The following is a 15,923-nucleotide window of genomic DNA, read 5'->3' on the forward strand; positions in this document are numbered from 1 at the left end:
GATCAACGCCGAACGGCATGGGATGCGCAGGTGAGGAGTCAGGGATGAGAATCGTGAGGAACCGCCGGCTGGAGCAAGAGATGGTACGGCTGTGCGATGAGCTGTACGCCGGCCTGGGTGAGCCCGCCCCCCGCGACATCACCGAGCTGATCGACCGAATAGCCGTGCAACTCACCGCCTACCGCGGCGATCCCGAACGACCTGTGCGCATCGTGCGCCGGGACTTCCCGCAGGGCCTTGGCATCGTTTCGGGGCTCTGGCTCGACCGGGAGACCGAAGACATCATCGTCGTCGCGAAGAGCACCAGTCCCTTCCACGCTCTGGTCATCCTGGGGCACGAGATCTGGCACATGATCAAAGGCCACTGCGGTACGTACGTCCTGGGTGCGCAGGTCGCCACTCGTCTGATCGGTGATGACGTCCTGACCCCGGCGGACCTGGACGAAGCCGTACGGCTCGTCGCCGCGCGGACGCACGCCGCGGGGGGCGACGAAGCCGAGGCCGAGCAGTACGGGCGCATGCTCGGCCGGCGGTTTCGCCACCTGCTCGAAGTCGACTCCACCCAGCAGGTGCTCCATGGTCCCGCTGCCCGCATCCAGGCCTCTCTCGGCAACGGCTGATGAACGGCTCGGACTACTACATCCCGGCGGCTGCCCTTGGCGTCGCCTTCCTCTCCAAGCTCCCCGGATTGATCCGACAGTGGAGCAACCCCATGGTCCGGGCCGTCGCGGGACTGCTCCTCATGGCCAGCGCCGGATTCGTTTTCGCCGCGCCCCCCACGATCACCGTGGTCAACCGATCAGTGGGGCTGCCGAACGTCTCCGCGCCGCTGGTCTACGTCATCCTCAGCGTGTTCAACACGTGTTGCATCGTGCTCCTCGCGTACTGGCGCGAGGGATTCGGCGTCGAGGTTCAACGCCGCGTGCGGTGGTGGTTCGCCGTATGCGGCGTGGTCGTCGCTCTGCTCGCCCTGTGCTTCGTCCTGGGTGACGCCCCTGTGGAGAAACTCCGGGACCTCGACACCCATTACGCGTCCACGCCCTGGATCCGCGAAATGATCGTCATCTACCTCTCCTGGCACATCGTTGTCGGCACGGTCGTACCAGTGATGTGCTGGCGGTGGTCGCGTGTAGTCGACGGGTGGCTACGGGCAGGCCTGTTGACCCTCGTGGCCGGCTTCGTCTTCAGCACCGGTTTCGGTCTGGCCAAGGCCGCGGCCGTCGTCGCCCGCTGGACGGGCGGCAACTGGGACTTCCTCAGCACGGACGTCGCCCCGCCCCTGGCCAGTGTCGGAGCCGTCCTGACCACCTCCGGCTTCCTGTTGCCCCAGGGCCGCCGCCTGGCCAAGGCCTGGGAAACATGGCAGACCTACCGGTGGATGGGGCCGTTGTGGCGCAGGCTCCGCCTCCTCATGGGCCTGCCGGTGTCCACCAGCTGGTGGACACCGATCGGATCCCGGCTCTTCGATCGCGAAACGGACATCTACGATGATCTACTCGCCCTGGCCCCGTACTGCGACCTTGAAATCATGACGGCGTATCACGACAAGGCACTCGACGACGGAGTCTGCCCCCATGAGGCATGTGCCGCGGCCGCGGCCGTAATGATCGCGTTCGCCATAGAGGCCAAGGAATCCTCTACGGAGAGCGGCGGGGACTGCCCGGAACAAGGCGCTGCCGCACTCAGCGCTGTGCTCGGCGCCGGCACCAGGGGCATCGCCCGCATCTCTCGCCAGTACGGGGCTCTTCGCCCCCACACCTCGGCCACCCCGCCAGGAAGACATTCCCCGTGAACGGCACCCGTCGCTCCTTGCCGCGCTCAGCCCCGCCTTCCATGCTGTCGGCCTTGTAATAATTTCCCAGCCTCTGTCGATACTCCCCATCGTCCGAGCCACCCGCGAAGCGGCAGTCCTAGAGAGCAACACACGATGACCCAGCAGCCCAACGGCGCTACCGGCACCACCCGCGCCGTCATCCTCGGCGGCAGCCTTGCCGGTACACTCGCGGCCGCCGCACTCGCACCCCATTTCGCGGACATCCTCATCCTCGAACGCGACAAGAAGCTGCCCAGTACCGCCGCGCCCCGGCCCAGACTTCCCCAGGCCGCCCACGCCCACATGCTGTGGTCGGGTGGCGCGGACGCAATCGAAGCCCTGCTTCCCGGCACGACCGACCGGTGGCTTTCGGCCGGGGCCCACCGCGTACCGATCCCCAACGGCATGGTCTCCTACTCGGCCGCAGGCTGGTTCCGGCGGTGGACCGAGACCCACTACCTCATAGGCGCCAGCCGTGACCTCATCGACTGGGGCATACGCACCGCCGCCCTGGCAATCCCCAACGTCAGCGTGCGTACGGGCATGACGGTCACATCGCTGGTGGGCAACGCGTCGAAGGTGTGCGGTGTACACGTGCGGAACGAGGACGGCGAGGAAAGCGTGATCGACGCCGACCTCGTGATCGACGCCACCGGTCGTGGCTCCAAGGTCCTGGAGTGGCTCGAGCAGATCGGCACCCCCACGGTGGATGAGACCGTTGTGGACGCCGGGGTACGGTACGCCAGCCGCCGCTACCGCGCCCCTCAAGGCGCCGAATCCGACTGGCCCGTCATCCACATCCAGGCCGACCCTCGGCAAGGCAAGCCCGGCCAGGTCGTCTCGATCATCCCCATCGAAGACGGTCAGTGGCACGTCAGTCTCTCCGGCACCCGCGGCGCTGAACCGAGCGCCGACGAGAACCTCTTCGAGGAGTTCGCCAGAGGCGTCCGCCACCCGCTGGCCGCCGAGTTCCTCGCCCGCGCGGAGCCGATCAGCGACGTCATCGTCTACAGCCGGACCGCCAACCGGCAGCGGCGCTTCGAAAAGGCCACGATGCCCGCCGGCTTCGTCGTCCTCGGCGACGCCGCCACCAGCCTCAACCCCGTCTACGGCCACGGAATGTCAGCCGCCGCCCTCGGCGCGCTCGCCCTACGCGAAACCGCGGCGAAAACGCCCGTGACCGCACCCAAGTTCGCCGCCCGGGCCCAGAAGGCGATGGCCCGCCCCGCTGCCGCGGCGTGGCTGCTCGCCGTCGGCCAGGACCGCTTCTATCCAGGTGCTGTCGGCAAGACGCCCAACCTGGCTGACAAGCTCGCAGCACGCTACGTCCACCGCCTCAGCCACACCGCCATCGGCAACTTCCTCGTCGTCAAGGCGCTCACGGACGTCATGACGATGCAGAAGCCCGCCTCCGTCCTCGGGACCCCCGACGTCCTGATCGCTGCGGCACGCGGCTTGCGCAAACCCCTGCTGGACGGTCCCGCACTCACCACGAGGGAGCAGAACATCCTCGACCGCGAGCCGCTTCGTCGAGCAAAAGAGATCAAGACCTCCGACTGTTGAGCCTCCCCCGTCACGGCCGGACGGGGTGGCCCGCCGACCGGACTTCGCCTCCGGACGAGTCGGCTGCTCGAACGGGGCGAAAGCTCCGCGCGTGAACTTCGAAAGCCCGCCCATGCCAGGCGCTCCCCCGCACCTTGGGGCTGGCCGTGCCACACCGCCGATCAACTTCGACGGCACGGGATTGCGGAGGGTAACGACAACGGGTGGCACAGCAGATGCTGTGCCACCCGTTGTGGCGACCAGGTCTGTCCTGTCTCCCCCGACGACTACGAACCGGCAGCAGTCCAACAACCTTGCCCGTAGAACGTCGATGTCCGGCCCCCTGCCTAGCCTGTCCCTGTGAAGCACACCGACCGCGACCTGGGCGACTTCCTGTGGCTACTGGCCGACGGCTTCGGCCCCTGGGAAGCCGCCACCTCGTACGAGCCCGGCTGGGAGGCGCAGCCCAATCCGGAGCTGGCAGCCATCGCCGAAGGATTCGCACCGCACCAGCGCCGGTCGGCGGCAGCCGTGATCGAGCTGGCGGCCCGGGAGTTCCCCGACTTCGACGACACCATCATGGAGCTCTGCCGCTGAACCCAGCGCCGTCCCCTGCACGACCAGCCGGAGTCACGGAAATGACGGAACGCTCAAGTCACTGCGCCCCTCTGTCGTGTTCGAGCATCGCTGTAGCCTCTGGCCATGAAGCACGGGGAAGGCGGGGACGCGCTCGTTCTGGAGGCCCGCGCGATGCTGGCCGCCGGGCAGGGCGAGGAGGAGGTCTTCGCCGAACTGGCCGCGCGCACCGGTGACTGGGACGCCTGCGCGTTGGCCCTATGTCTGGCCCTGGGAGTGCCCCGGCCGGACGCCGAAGCTCGAATCCACGAGGAACGGCCCCTCTTCGACGAGTTCGAGGCGGGAGAGGAAGACATCGTCGCCATGCTCCTCGCCTGTGGGCACACCAGTGTGGTGGTCAACGGTCCGGCCGGCGCCTCTCTGTCGAGGGGCGCCGGCCGGGCCGTATTCATGCCGTACCGCTTCATGCCGTACGAACGGCTGGACTCCTCGCTTTGTCCAGCACCTAGCGGACGGTGAAGCGGGTCTGGATCACCTTGCCGTTGGCCAGGACCTCGGAGGCCATGATCGAGGCGGTGGCCGGGTCCTTCACGGTGAAGTTCAGTGCGAACGTGCCGTCCAGCCCGATCATCCGGGTGACACAGGCGTCTGAGGTCTTCGACCCGTCCGCCTTCCGGCCCGTTACCGCGACCGTCGCCACCGGGGCGAAGCTGCGCCCGGTGACCTGCACGACGGTGCCCACGGGGCCGCTGTCGGGAGACAGGGCGTACGAGGGCGCGGGCGGCGGCGGGGTGCCGCCGACGGCGAAGCGGGCCAGTGCCTTCTTCCCGTTGACGAGCCACTCGCGCGCCTGGAGGGCGACGGTGGCGGGGTCGTTGACGGTGAAGGTCTGGGAGAAGCTGCCGTCGAGGCCGACCACCTTGGTCCGGTAGGAGTCACCGGTCTTGGAGCCGTCCGCCTTCAGCCCGTCGATCTGGACGGTGCTGACCGGGGCGAAGCCCTGGCCCACGACGGTGACCTTCGTACCGGTCGGCCCGGTGGACGGGGAGAGGGTGATGAAGGTCTTCGCCACCGTGAGCGGGGCGGTGACGTGCAGCCCGCCGGAGCTGATCTGGACCCGGTAGGCACCTTCGCCCGCCGAGGAGGCGAGGGTGACCGTACCGGACAGGGCTCCGGAGGCGTTGACGCCCAGGTTCGTCGCCGAGAGCTTCGCCGGATCGCAACCGGAACCGTCCGCCGCGCACAGGGCCGCCGAGGCGGCGGCGCCCGCGGGCCAGCCGGTGCCCGAGAGGGAGACCGTGGCGCCCGGTTTCACCGTGGCCGCGCCCGCGGCGAGGGTGACGGGGTTGGTGGTGACGGTGAAGGGCACGTTGGTCTCGGTGCCTTCCACGGCGCCTTCGTCGGTGTGGATGAAGGCGATGGCCGGGTCGCTGATGGTGAACTCGGTGGTGAAGGTGCCGTCCGTGGTGGTGCTCGGATAGACGGCCGTGTCGTCAAGGGTGTTGCCCTCGGCGTCCAGCGCGACCACGTTGAGCTGCTGGTCCTGGTGGTAGTTCTTCCCCGACACCGTGATCACGGAGCCGACCGGACCGTGATCGGGACTCGGGGTCAGCTCGTACGGGCCCGCCGGGACGTACGCCTTCACCTGGAGCGGAGCCCTCGCCTGCTTCGTGCCGTCGCTCACCTGGACCGCGTACGAACCATCGGCGAGCGTCCAGGAACTCGCGAGGGCGATGCTGCCGCTCAGGCCGCCCGAGGCGTCGATGGCCAGGGTGCTCGACGCGATCTTGGCCGCGTCGCAGTTGCCGCCCGCCGCGTCGCAGAGGGTCGGGGTCGCGGTGGCGCCGGGGGTCCAGCCACCGCCGGCCAGCGGTACGGACGTACTCGGTTTCACCGAACCGGTCGGGGCCGACACCGTCGCCTCCGTGCTCCCGCCACCCTGGGCCGTCACCGTCGCCACGGTCCCGCCGCCGGCGGTCACGTCGCAGGGGGTCTGGTAGGTACCGCCGAAGACCACGGTGGTGGTCCGGGTCCGCAGGGGGGTCAGGTTGACCACACCGGACGCGGTGGCCGGGAGGAAGAAGTCGCCTTCGAACGGCGGCAGGACGACGGCTTGGCCGCTGGTGTAGTCGAGGTTCACCGTCGGGCCCTGGATGGTGACGGTGCCCGTGGCCCCGCCGGACAGCGCGAGGTCGATCGCCGGGGTGGTCGGGATGTTGCTGAGGTTGGTGGTGCTCTTCGCCGGGCTGACGCCGAGGGTGATCTTGGCGTGGACCTTGCCGCCCGGCGGGGCGCTCGTGGTGGTCAGGTCGACGGTCATGTTCTGCGGACCGGTGGCTTCGCCCTGCCCGGCGGGCAGGGAGCAGTGCACGGTGGGGGTGACGGTGCCGGCCTGGGCCACGGGGGCCAGGGCCAGGCCGCCCGCGGCCAGGATCAGGGCGATACCGCCCGTGGCCAGCGGCGTGCGCCGCAGCAGTCTTCGGTGCGAGAGCATGCGATCTCCCTTTGTCGGTGGGGGGGGTGGGAACGTGGATGTGGACGTGGATGTGGATGTGGGCGGGTGTGGACGTGGGGGTGGTGCGGGCCAGGACCCCGCGTGGTGTGCGTGGGATCCCGGCCCGGTGATGCGTGGTGCCGGTGCGGCCGAGCTTGGTGCCCGTGCCGCCGTAGGTGGTGCCGATGCCGCCGTGCTGCGTGCAGCCGACCCGCGTGCGGCTCAGGACAGCGAGAGCGTGAGCGTCGCCGCGTAGTTCCCGCCGGGGATGACCGCCGGGGTGTGGAGGTTCAGCCCGGCGGAGGCGTCGAAGACTCCGCCGACCACCTGGCCGCCGCCGGCCGGGAGTTCGCACAGGCCCGCCGGGGTGGCGCCGAGTGCTCCCGGCGCTCCCGCGGTCGGTGTGCCGATCGCGTCGGCGTGCGCCGCGCAGGACGGGGTCCAGCTCACGGCGCCGGCCGGGATCACGGCCGTACCGCCCCCGGCGGCGGCGAAGTCGCTGAGCGTGCCGGTCAGCGACCAGCCGACGGTGGTGCCGCGGGCGTCCGAGACCTGGATCGGGTTGAGGGTGCCGGGGACGTCGTGGCTCGATCCGTCCAACTGGACGGTCCCGAAGTTCACTTCCGCGCCGGACTGGCTCATCGAGAGCGGGCCGGGGGTGACGGAGAACGTGAACCTCTGGGTGCCGGTGCCGCCCTCGCCCGGGTCGGTGACGGTGAAGGGGACCTTGGTGTTGGTGCCTTCCACGCCTCCTTCGTCGGTGTGGATGAAGGCGATGGCCGGGTCGCTGATGGTGAACTCGGTGGTGAAGGTGCCGTCCGTGGTGGTGCTCGGATAGACGGCCGTGTCGTCGAGCGTGTTGCCCTCGGCGTCCAGCGCGACCACGTTGAGCTGCTGGTCCTGGTGGTAGTTCTTCCCCGACACCGTGATGACCGAGCCCAGCGCGGCCCGGTCCGGGTAGGCCCTCAGCTCGTACGGGCCCGCCGGGACGTGGGCCTTCACCTGGAGCGGAGCCCTCGCCTGCTTCGTACCGTCGCTCACCTGGACCGCGTACGAACCGTCGGCGATGGTCCAGGAGTTGGCGAGGGTGATGGCGCCGCTCAGGGCGCCCGAGGCGTCGATCACCAGCGAACTGCCGGTCACCTTCGTCGCGTCGCATCCACCGCCGCCCGCGTCGCACAGGGTCGGGGTCGCGGTGGCGCCCGGGGTCCAGCCACCGCCGGACAGGGGTACGGACGTACTCGGTTTCACCGAACCGGTCGGCGCCGACACCGTCGCCTCCGCGCCCCCGCCGCCCTCGGCGGTGACCGTGGCGACCACGCCGCCGCCGCTGACGACCTCGCAGGGGGTGTTGTAGTTGCCGCCGAAGACCACGGTGGCCGTGTTCATCTTGACGGGGGTGAACTGGATCGGCCCGGAGGCGTTCGCCGGGACGAAGAAGTCGCCCTCGTAGGGCGGGATCACGATCGGGGCCGGCTGCATGGGAACGTCCACCAGGACCGTCGGGCCCTGCACGGTCACCTTGCCCGTGGCGCCGCCCGACATCACCAGGTCGATCGAGGGCGTGGACGGTACGTCGTCGAGCTTCATCGGGCTGACCGCCGGGCCGGGGCCGAGGGTGATCTTGGCGTGCACCTTGCCGCCGGGTGCCACGGTGGCCGGGGACAGCTCGACGGTGACGTCCTGCGGGCCGGATGGGTCGCCCTGGCCGGCCGGCAGGACACAGTGCACGGTGGGGCGAATCGTTCCCGCTTGCGCGGCGGGCGCCAGCACCGCGCCCGCCAGGGCGAGGGCGGTGGTCACACCGCCCCCTAACAACACCGATCTCCGGGCCACCGGACTTCGCTGGAAGAACACCTGATCTCCTCATTCGCGAGTAGGAGTTCCGGCCCGCTCGTGGATGAGCCGGCCGGCGGTCCGAGCGGCCGACTGCGAGCGGTTTCCCTTTCGGGTAATTTCCGCATCCATCGCACAGAATGCCTACGGTGCGCCGAAATGGACAAGGGAATGCCCGGGTGTGGGAAACGCGCCTCTGTAACGCCCGACCACTCTTTGATACAGCCCGCCCAACCGACTGTCCGACCTGATCAACCGCATACGGTCCGGAGCGGCCGACGGACGCCACGGCCCCTCGGATCGACAGCTTTGCGCAGCGAAGGAGAGAAGGGAATAGGCAAGTTGACGATACGTCAGATGGCACTTTACGGGCCCACCCGCAAAGTCAAGTGGGGAGCGCCGGGCCACCTTTGCTTTACACCGCCGACTCACCTCCGTAATCGAAAAGAATTCAACGAAAAGCCTTGACCGCCACCCGAAAGCGCCGCTTCACTGCAATTCGGGATGCTGGATCCAGCCACACCCGGGGTACCGGCGAACCGGGCGCCACCGAGCCTCCGGACGTCGTCCCTCCGGGGAATTCCCGTCACCAAGCGGCACGCCTTCGATTCGGCGTGCCCGCGTTCCTGCGCCACCCCTCATGTCCGCCAGCCCCTCGAAGGGAGCACCACCATGTCCCGCCTCAAAATCGCCACCGTCGCAGCCGTCGGCGCGGCCGCGTTAACGGCCTCGGTCGCCCTGTCGACCAGCGCCTACGCCGTCGCCCCGGCCACCACGACCGCCACCTTCAACTGCGCCACCTGGGGAAGCGGCAGCGTGACCCTCACCGCCACCGACTCGGGCGGCGTCAAGAAGATCAAGCTCGCATCGACCGCGATCAAGGTCCCCGCGGGCACGGCCCCGATCGGGGCCAACACCATCGCGACCGTCATCAAGGTCACGAAGAACGGCGTCGCCGGAACCACGCAGTTCTCCGGCACCATCAACCCGCCCATGGTCGCCGGCGGTTCGGTCACGGTCGGCCCGCTCCCGCTCACCACGGGCACCCTGACCACGGGCAACAAGACCAACGTCGCACCGCTGGCCGGGGCCCCGGGTGCGGCCAACTTCACGGTCTCGATCACCCCGCCGGGCGTTCCCAGCATCTACTGCACCGCGACCAGCGCGCAGGCGTCGGACTTCACCTGGTAGCCCCGGCCGGCACCTGAGAACACCCGGCCACAAGGTCAGGGGTGGCTGGCCGGAACTCCCGGCCCGCCACCTTGGTCGAGTACGGCCCGCTGCACTTTCCGGTCGACCGACCGACACCCCGGCCGGACCGTGACAGGCCAGCCCAACACCCGTGGAAGGGGTGGCTCTTTGGGGCCGCGCCTGTTAACTTCCCTCCGCTGGTCATACATTCACGCATCACATGTATGAATGGAGGAAGCATGCAAGGGAAGACGGCCGTGGTGCTCGGCGGCAGCGTCGCGGGGCTGTGCGCCGCGGGAGTGCTCGCGAGGCACTTCGACGAGGTGATCGTCCTGGAGCGGGACCTGCTCCCCCCTGACGCGCAGCATCGGCGGGGTGTGCCGCAGAGCAAGCACCCGCACTTCCTCCTGAACTCCGGGCGTCGCGCGATCGGTGAGATCTTCCCCGGCTTCGAGGAGGCGCTGATCGCCGCGGGCGGGATGCACCTGATGCCGTCGATGGACGCGGCGTACTGCGAGGACGAGGGGTGGGCGCCGCGCAAGTCCGGGTCGATGACGATGGTCTACAGCTCCCGCGTGCTCATCGAGCGGGTGCTGCGCGACCTGGTCCGCGGGTTCCCGACCATCGAGATCCGCGAGGGCGTGACCGTCACCGGGCTTCGTTCCAGCGGGGTCGGCACCGCGCGCGGCCGCGTCGAGGGAGTCGAGTACCGTGCCGGCGACGACTCGGGCCACCTCTCCGCAGACCTGGTCGTCGACGCGCTGGGGCGCGGCTCCTCGGTGGGCGACTGGCTGACCGCGGCCGGATGGCCGACGCCGCCCGAGAAGACCCTCGACGCCAAGGTCACCTATACCTCGCGGTGGTACGACCTGCCGCCCGCCGAGCGGCGTCCGGAGTCGTGGTGGTGGAAGCACTTGGTCATCACTCCGACCCAGGACACCGGCACGCATCCCGAGGAGCACGAGTTCCTCAGCAACTTCTTCCCGATCGAGGGCGACCGCGCCATCGTGTGCATGGGCGCGTGGGGCATCCGGATGCCCCACGAGACCGACACCTTCGAGGCTGCGGTGGACCGGGTGCGGGCCACGGCGTTCGGGCAGGCGACGCGGGCCTGCACTCCGACCTCCGAGGTGCACCTCACCCGTTCGACCGGCAACAAGTGGCGCCGCTTCGACCTCCTGGACCAGCCACCGCTCGGGCTGGTCTGCGTCGGTGACTCGATCTGCGCCTTCAACCCGTTCTACGCCCAGGGGATGAGTTCGGCGGCCCGCTCGGCGCTCATCCTCGCCGAGCTGCTGCAAGGCCGCGACGTGCTCGACCTCGCCTTCTTCCGTACGTTCCTCACCCGGCAGAAGAAGTCACTCGACGTGCCCTGGATGCTCGCCATGGCCCGTGACCAGGCCTACGACTTCGCGACCGGGAGTGAGGTCGTGGCTCCCTGGCGCCGCAAACTGGCCGCGCGCTTCAGCTGGCCGATCTTCAACGCCATCAACGCGACCAGCCGCGAAGACGCCTACGTCGAGCGGACGTTCGCCCAGGTCTTCAACCTCGACAAGTCGCTCAGGGAGATGACCACCGATCCGCGGTTCTGGTTCGGCATCGTGCGCTACAAGGTGCGGCAGCGGCTGGGACGGACGGTCGTGCCCGGCGGGTTCGACGACCAGCAGGACCCGCCCGGCACCGACTTCACCGGCCACACCCGCGCCGGCCGATCACCGCTCGCCGAAGCGGCCCTGTCGACGACCGCCCCGAGGAGCAAGGAATGAGCTACTCCTGCGACTCGGCCGCCGAGCGCCTGGCCGAAGGGCTCGGCTTCTCCTGCCATGACGCCGATCCCGTGGTGGAGTTCCGCAACCCGTTCGGGCTTGAGAACGCCACCATGCCGTTCCTCGAACTGCTCGTCATCGGCGGCGCGGTGTTCGCCCTCGTCCACGCGTGGCGACGGTGGCGACGCGACGGCGACCCGGTCAACATCTCGCTGTGGTTCGCCTCGGTCGTCTACCTCGCGGTGATCGAACCGCCGTTGTACTTCCCGAGCTGGTTCGACCTGGAGAAGGACGTGGGACTCATCTTCTCCCACAACGTGTTCAGCGTGCAGTTCATGTACGACCGGCTGCCGCTCTACATCGTGGCCTTCTATCCGGCACTGTCGCAGCTCGCCTACGAACTGGTGCGCGCCCTCGGCGTCTTCGCGCGGCGCGGGCCCCTGGCCGGTTCCCTGCTGGTCGCGTTCACCTGTCAGGCGTTCTACGAGATCTTCGATCAGCTCGGACCCCAGCTCACGTGGTGGGCCTGGAACCCGGACAACAAGATGATCAACGAGCCGGCCCTCGCCTCGGTCCCGATGAACAGCATGTTCCTGTTCGCCTCGGTGTCCTTCGGCGCGATGACCTACCTAGTCGTCCGGCTGGTCGGCGCGAAGGAGGGCCGGGGCACGCTCACCGGCCGGCAGATCAGCCTGCGCACCGTCGCCGCCGGAGTCCTGACACCGTGGGCGATGACGATCGCCGGTCTGCCGAGCAACGCCTTCCGCGGTGAGGACCAGCGGGGAATCCAGCAGGCCGTCCTCGGTACCGAGCTCGCCCTGCTCTGGATCGTCGGCCTCTACCTCCTCACGGAAGCCTGGCGCGCATGGCGAACAGATCCGGCCCCGGCCGTGTCACCGCTGTTCGCGCGGACCTATCCGGCGCTGTACCTCGGCGTCCACATCGCGCTCTGGGCGGTCGCATTGCCGTCCTACTTCGGCGCGGTCGACGGCGTCACCGAGCAGGGCACGCCGATCGGCAGTCTCTGGTACGCCGCGCTGTGCACCGTCGCCGCGACCGGGCTCATCGTGGCCGCTGTCCGCTCGACCTCGCCCCGACGGACCGCAGCGCCTGTGCGATCCTGACGGCATGGGGCACCATGGTTGGGGAGGCAGGCCTCCCGCATCGGACGCCGAGGCACGGCAGCGCATCATCGACGCAACCGACCGCTGCATCGACAGGTACGGCGTCGCGAAGACGACCCTGTCCGACGTCGCCGGCGAACTCGGCGTCACCCGCCAGACCGTCTACCGTCACTTCGGCCGCATCAGCGACATCATCGGTGAGGTAGCGGCCCAGGGCGCCGAGTCGTTCGTCGAGCAGATGATCGCGCACCTGCAGGGGATCACCAACCCGGCGGAGGCCGTGATCGAAGGCATGGTCTTCTGCGTACGGACCATCCCCACCGACCCGCGGTTGAGCCTTCTGCTGCAACTCGGAGACCCCACCGCGTTCGGCCGCGGGGCCACCACCAGGGACACCATCGACCGCGGCGCCAAGATGCTGCAGCGCTTCCCCGTCGACTGGGCCGCCGCCGGCATCGGTGAGGACGACCTCAACGGCCTCAACGGCCTCGCCGAGATGATCATGCGACTCCTGACGTCACTGTTGCAGCACCCGAGCGAAACACCGCAGGACGAAGCCCGGCTCCGCACCCTCCTGGGCCGCTGGCTGGCACCGGCGCTGAACCGCAGCTTGTGACTCGCTTTCAGCTTGAAGATCACGAGTGAGCCCGTCGGGGCAGAACCGCGCACTGACGGGTGCGGGGGGAGTATCACGTGGGCAGGAAATCACCGGAGCGTCGGCCAATTAGATCATCCGAGTTGCAGCCATAACCAAGGGTGCCTTCTCTTTCCACTTCCGGCCAAAGAAGGACCTCGCGGTAGCGGTCCTGGAATCGACTCTTCAAGTCGACGGGATTGTCCCGCAGGGAATCAGGCTTCAAGAGGCGGTCGACGCCGGATTGATCCTGAGCCACAGGATCTCTCGGGACCCGAAAATCATGGCTGCCTTTCGCCTGTCGCCGCAAGACTGCCGACCAGGTGCACCAGATCTCCGGTACCTGGTCAGGCCTCGTTCGGACAGGTCACTCCGCCTACGGGACTACTCGCCCACTCGCGGTCGGGATCTCCATCAGGCCTTCCTCGGCCAGCGACCCCGAGGGCCTGCGACCCTTCCGTGAAGTGCGTGTGAACCCAGGGCGTTTTGCGCCGTCTGTCCATGAAAGCGACGATCCTTCGCACTCTCAAATGCGCGGTGTGACACAGATCGATGTGGGAAAACTCTCTTTTTGCGTGGACGTTCGACGGTGAGGGTAGGCAGCGCTGGCCATCACTGTTCGATCTTGCAAGAAAGAGTTGTTTTGAATACTTCCACGGCTATTCTCGGCGTCGACCGGCGGGCGCTGACGGCTCTTTTTTCCCGGCTGCGAACCGAGGCCGGACAGTCGGATCCATTGCCCGCCTATCGGCAACTCGCGAAAATGGGAGAGCTCATACCGGCGCCATGGGGCGGATCCATTATCACGTCCTACGCCCTCTGTGACCAGATCCTGCGAGACAAGACTTGGAGCGTTCCCGACGCCGATTGGCGGACAAGCCACTCGGCTCGATGGAATTCACCCGCCTCTCAGCAGATGGGCGCGTCTCTGCCGATGCTCAACCCGCCCCAGCACACGAGGGAACGGCGGTCTCTGGGGAGCCTCTTCCCCCACAGCTCACTCGAAGTCCTTCGTCCGTCCGTGGAGCGGGCCGTCGACCGGCTGCTCACCGACTTTACGGACCAACTGCGCCATGGGCCAGCCGATTTCCACACACTCGTCAGCGAAGAGCTGCCCATCATCGCCATCGGCGAGTGGATGGGGATACCTGCCACCGACTACGGACTCCTGCGCACCCTGACGCATGACCAGGTTTTCGCGCAGGAGCTCTTCCCCACGCCGAGCCAGCTGGCCCTCTCCGATAGCGCTACGAGGCAACTGCGGACCTACTTCGCCGAGTTGATCCGTGCGCGCCGTGAGAAACCGGGGAACGACCCGGTTTCGGAGTGGCTTCGGACCTGGGATGCGCTCGAACCTGACCGGCACCGCGCAGACCAGGCCGTTCACGCTCTCGCGCTCTTCATGATTCTCGCGGCGCTGGAGACAACCTCGCACGTCCTGTCCACGGCGGTGCGCCTGCTCCTCGAATACCCCGAGCAACTGGAATCACTCCGCCGTGACCCCGAACTCATCCCTGGCGCCGTCGATGAAATACTGCGCTACGACGCCCCTATCCACATGATCAGCCGTGTGGCCCAGACGGATACCGAGCTCGGAGACACCCTGGTGCCGGCCGGCGACATGGTGCAGCTCATGGTGGGGGCCGCCCATCACGATCCCGCACGCTACCCCGACCCCCATCGTTTCAGCGTCCGTCGCGGAGCGTCCCACCTGGCCTTCGGAGCAGGAATCCACTATTGCGCAGGCAACGCCCTGGCACGGCTGGAAGCCGTCACCCTGCTCACCTCGCTCCTCAGTCGCTCGATACGACCGCGCCTGAGCGGGCCCCCGCGATGGGCGCCCCGCGTGGCCTTCCGACGGATCACGTCCCTGCACCTCACCCTCGCCTGACCATCAACCGAGAAACGAGACGAAGCCCCACATGTTCACGGACTTCAAGGCCCTCCAGGTGACCGACGAAGGGCCCATCCTCAGGGTGCAGCTCAACCGCCCCGAGACAGGCAACAGCGTCGACGGTCAGATGCTCAGCGAACTGCTGGAGGTTCTGCGCGCCTTGGAGGACGACAGCACCGTCCGCGTGATGGTGCTGTCCGGTGCGGGAGACCATTTCTGCCAGGGAGGTGACCGCGCGGAGTTCCCCGCACTGCTGGAGAGAGACCCATCCGGCTCCGAGCTGAGGTCCCTCGCCGAGAAGGCCCAGCGCGTGTGCTCGACGCTCTCGCAACTGAGACTCGTGACCATCGCCCGCCTCCACGGCGATGTCATAGGCGCCGGCCTCGGCCTCGCGGTCTTCTGCGATCTGCGCGTCGGAGCGGACACCTGCCGATTCCGGATGCCGGAGGTCGGCCTCGGAGTCCCGCCCGCCTGGGGCGGTGTCCTTCCCCGTCTCGCGGAAGAGGCGGGCCAGGCCTGGGTTCGCCGACTCCTGCTCACGGCCGAGCCGTTCGACGCCGCCAGGGCGGAGCAACTGTCCATCCTGCATGAGGTGGTGCCCGAAGGTGATCTCGACGCTGCAGTCGCGCGCTGGGCGAAGCCGATCATTCGCCGCGACCCGACTGCCGTGCGGATCACGAAGAGCATGCTGAACGCGCGCGCGGGCGCAACTCAGCTTGCCGTCGCCTCGCACTTCGACGACGAGTTGCTGACGGCCGCTTTCGCCAGGCGGGCGTTGCACCGGCGGTAGCTTCAGGCAGCGGCAAGACCCCGTGCACACCCCCGGTACCAATGGACCGGGCGCCGCCACCCGCCGTCGAGGAGCAGTCGTCCGGGGTTCGGTTGGCGGTGCGTCAGATAGATGTGAGAGATCGCCGCTGCTCTCGTGAAGAACTGCTTAACAGATCGATTGCGAGAGGGCCGGTCGGCGGCGGATACAGGGGACCGAAAGGCCATGTCAACCCGGGCTCGTGGCAGTCGGGTTGGGGCCGTGAGGTGCCGTAGCGGGCGTCC

General features: G+C 68.4%; 13 protein-coding genes. 11 read left to right on the top strand and 2 right to left on the bottom strand.

Annotated elements, in window-relative coordinates; all coding sequences use genetic code 11:
* Positions 1-44: 44 nt before the first annotated feature.
* The 5 genes from OHA37_RS07365 (at position 45) to OHA37_RS07385 (ending at position 4,450) form a co-directional block, all read left to right on the top strand.
* Positions 45-620 carry a toxin-antitoxin system, toxin component gene (locus tag OHA37_RS07365; RefSeq protein ID WP_266903532.1) on the top strand — a complete coding sequence of 192 codons (576 nt, stop codon included), beginning with the start codon at positions 45-47 and terminating at the stop codon, positions 618-620.
* A complete protein-coding gene (locus tag OHA37_RS07370) occupies positions 620-1,792 on the top strand; it encodes an MAB_1171c family putative transporter (protein WP_266903533.1) in 1,173 nt (390 codons plus the stop codon). Before OHA37_RS07365 ends, OHA37_RS07370 begins: the two co-directional genes overlap by 1 nt.
* Before the next feature lie 135 nt (positions 1,793-1,927).
* The gene (locus tag OHA37_RS07375; protein ID WP_266903534.1) at positions 1,928-3,376 is read left to right on the top strand and encodes an FAD-dependent monooxygenase; all 1,449 of its coding nucleotides are present in this window, start codon (positions 1,928-1,930) and stop codon (positions 3,374-3,376) included.
* A gap of 339 nt (positions 3,377-3,715) precedes the next feature.
* On the top strand, positions 3,716-3,952 hold the full coding sequence (locus OHA37_RS07380; protein WP_266903535.1) for a hypothetical protein: 237 nt from the start codon (positions 3,716-3,718) through the stop codon (positions 3,950-3,952).
* Between the two features lie 105 nt (positions 3,953-4,057).
* Positions 4,058-4,450: a hypothetical protein gene (locus OHA37_RS07385; RefSeq protein WP_266903536.1), complete on the top strand. Its 393-nt coding sequence runs from the start codon at positions 4,058-4,060 to the stop codon at positions 4,448-4,450.
* On the opposite strand, the gene OHA37_RS07390 is transcribed toward OHA37_RS07385, so the two are convergent.
* Positions 4,437-6,425, bottom strand: coding sequence for a hypothetical protein (locus OHA37_RS07390; protein ID WP_266903537.1), 1,989 nt, complete (start codon positions 6,423-6,425; stop codon positions 4,437-4,439). The two genes, OHA37_RS07385 and OHA37_RS07390, sit on opposite strands and share 14 nt — an antisense overlap.
* A gap of 222 nt (positions 6,426-6,647) precedes the next feature.
* Positions 6,648-8,228, bottom strand: coding sequence for a hypothetical protein (locus OHA37_RS07395; RefSeq protein ID WP_266903538.1), 1,581 nt, complete (start codon positions 8,226-8,228; stop codon positions 6,648-6,650).
* A gap of 705 nt (positions 8,229-8,933) precedes the next feature.
* Between OHA37_RS07395 and OHA37_RS07400 the strand changes: the two genes are divergently transcribed.
* From OHA37_RS07400 to OHA37_RS07425, 6 genes are all read left to right on the top strand, one after another.
* Positions 8,934-9,452 (top strand): hypothetical protein, encoded by a 519-nt coding sequence (locus OHA37_RS07400; protein WP_266903539.1) that lies wholly within the window; start codon positions 8,934-8,936, stop codon positions 9,450-9,452.
* A 239-nt stretch (positions 9,453-9,691) separates the two neighbouring features.
* On the top strand, positions 9,692-11,218 hold the full coding sequence (locus OHA37_RS07405) for an FAD-dependent oxidoreductase (protein ID WP_266903540.1): 1,527 nt from the start codon (positions 9,692-9,694) through the stop codon (positions 11,216-11,218).
* Positions 11,215-12,342, top strand: coding sequence for a hypothetical protein (locus OHA37_RS07410; RefSeq protein ID WP_266903541.1), 1,128 nt, complete (start codon positions 11,215-11,217; stop codon positions 12,340-12,342). The genes OHA37_RS07405 and OHA37_RS07410 overlap by 4 nt, the downstream gene beginning before the upstream one ends.
* A 4-nt stretch (positions 12,343-12,346) precedes the next feature.
* Positions 12,347-12,958, top strand: a complete 612-nt coding sequence (locus OHA37_RS07415; RefSeq protein ID WP_266903542.1) for a TetR/AcrR family transcriptional regulator — start codon at positions 12,347-12,349, stop codon at positions 12,956-12,958.
* A gap of 1,039 nt (positions 12,959-13,997) precedes the next feature.
* Positions 13,998-14,867 (top strand): cytochrome P450, encoded by an 870-nt coding sequence (locus tag OHA37_RS07420; protein ID WP_323182314.1) that lies wholly within the window; start codon positions 13,998-14,000, stop codon positions 14,865-14,867.
* A 31-nt stretch (positions 14,868-14,898) separates the two neighbouring features.
* Positions 14,899-15,660 (top strand): enoyl-CoA hydratase/isomerase family protein, encoded by a 762-nt coding sequence (locus OHA37_RS07425; protein ID WP_266903543.1) that lies wholly within the window; start codon positions 14,899-14,901, stop codon positions 15,658-15,660.
* Positions 15,661-15,923: the final 263 nt, after the last annotated feature.

Origin of the sequence: Streptomyces sp. NBC_00335, from assembly GCF_036127095.1 — a bacterium.
Lineage (GTDB): Bacteria > Actinomycetota > Actinomycetes > Streptomycetales > Streptomycetaceae > Streptomyces.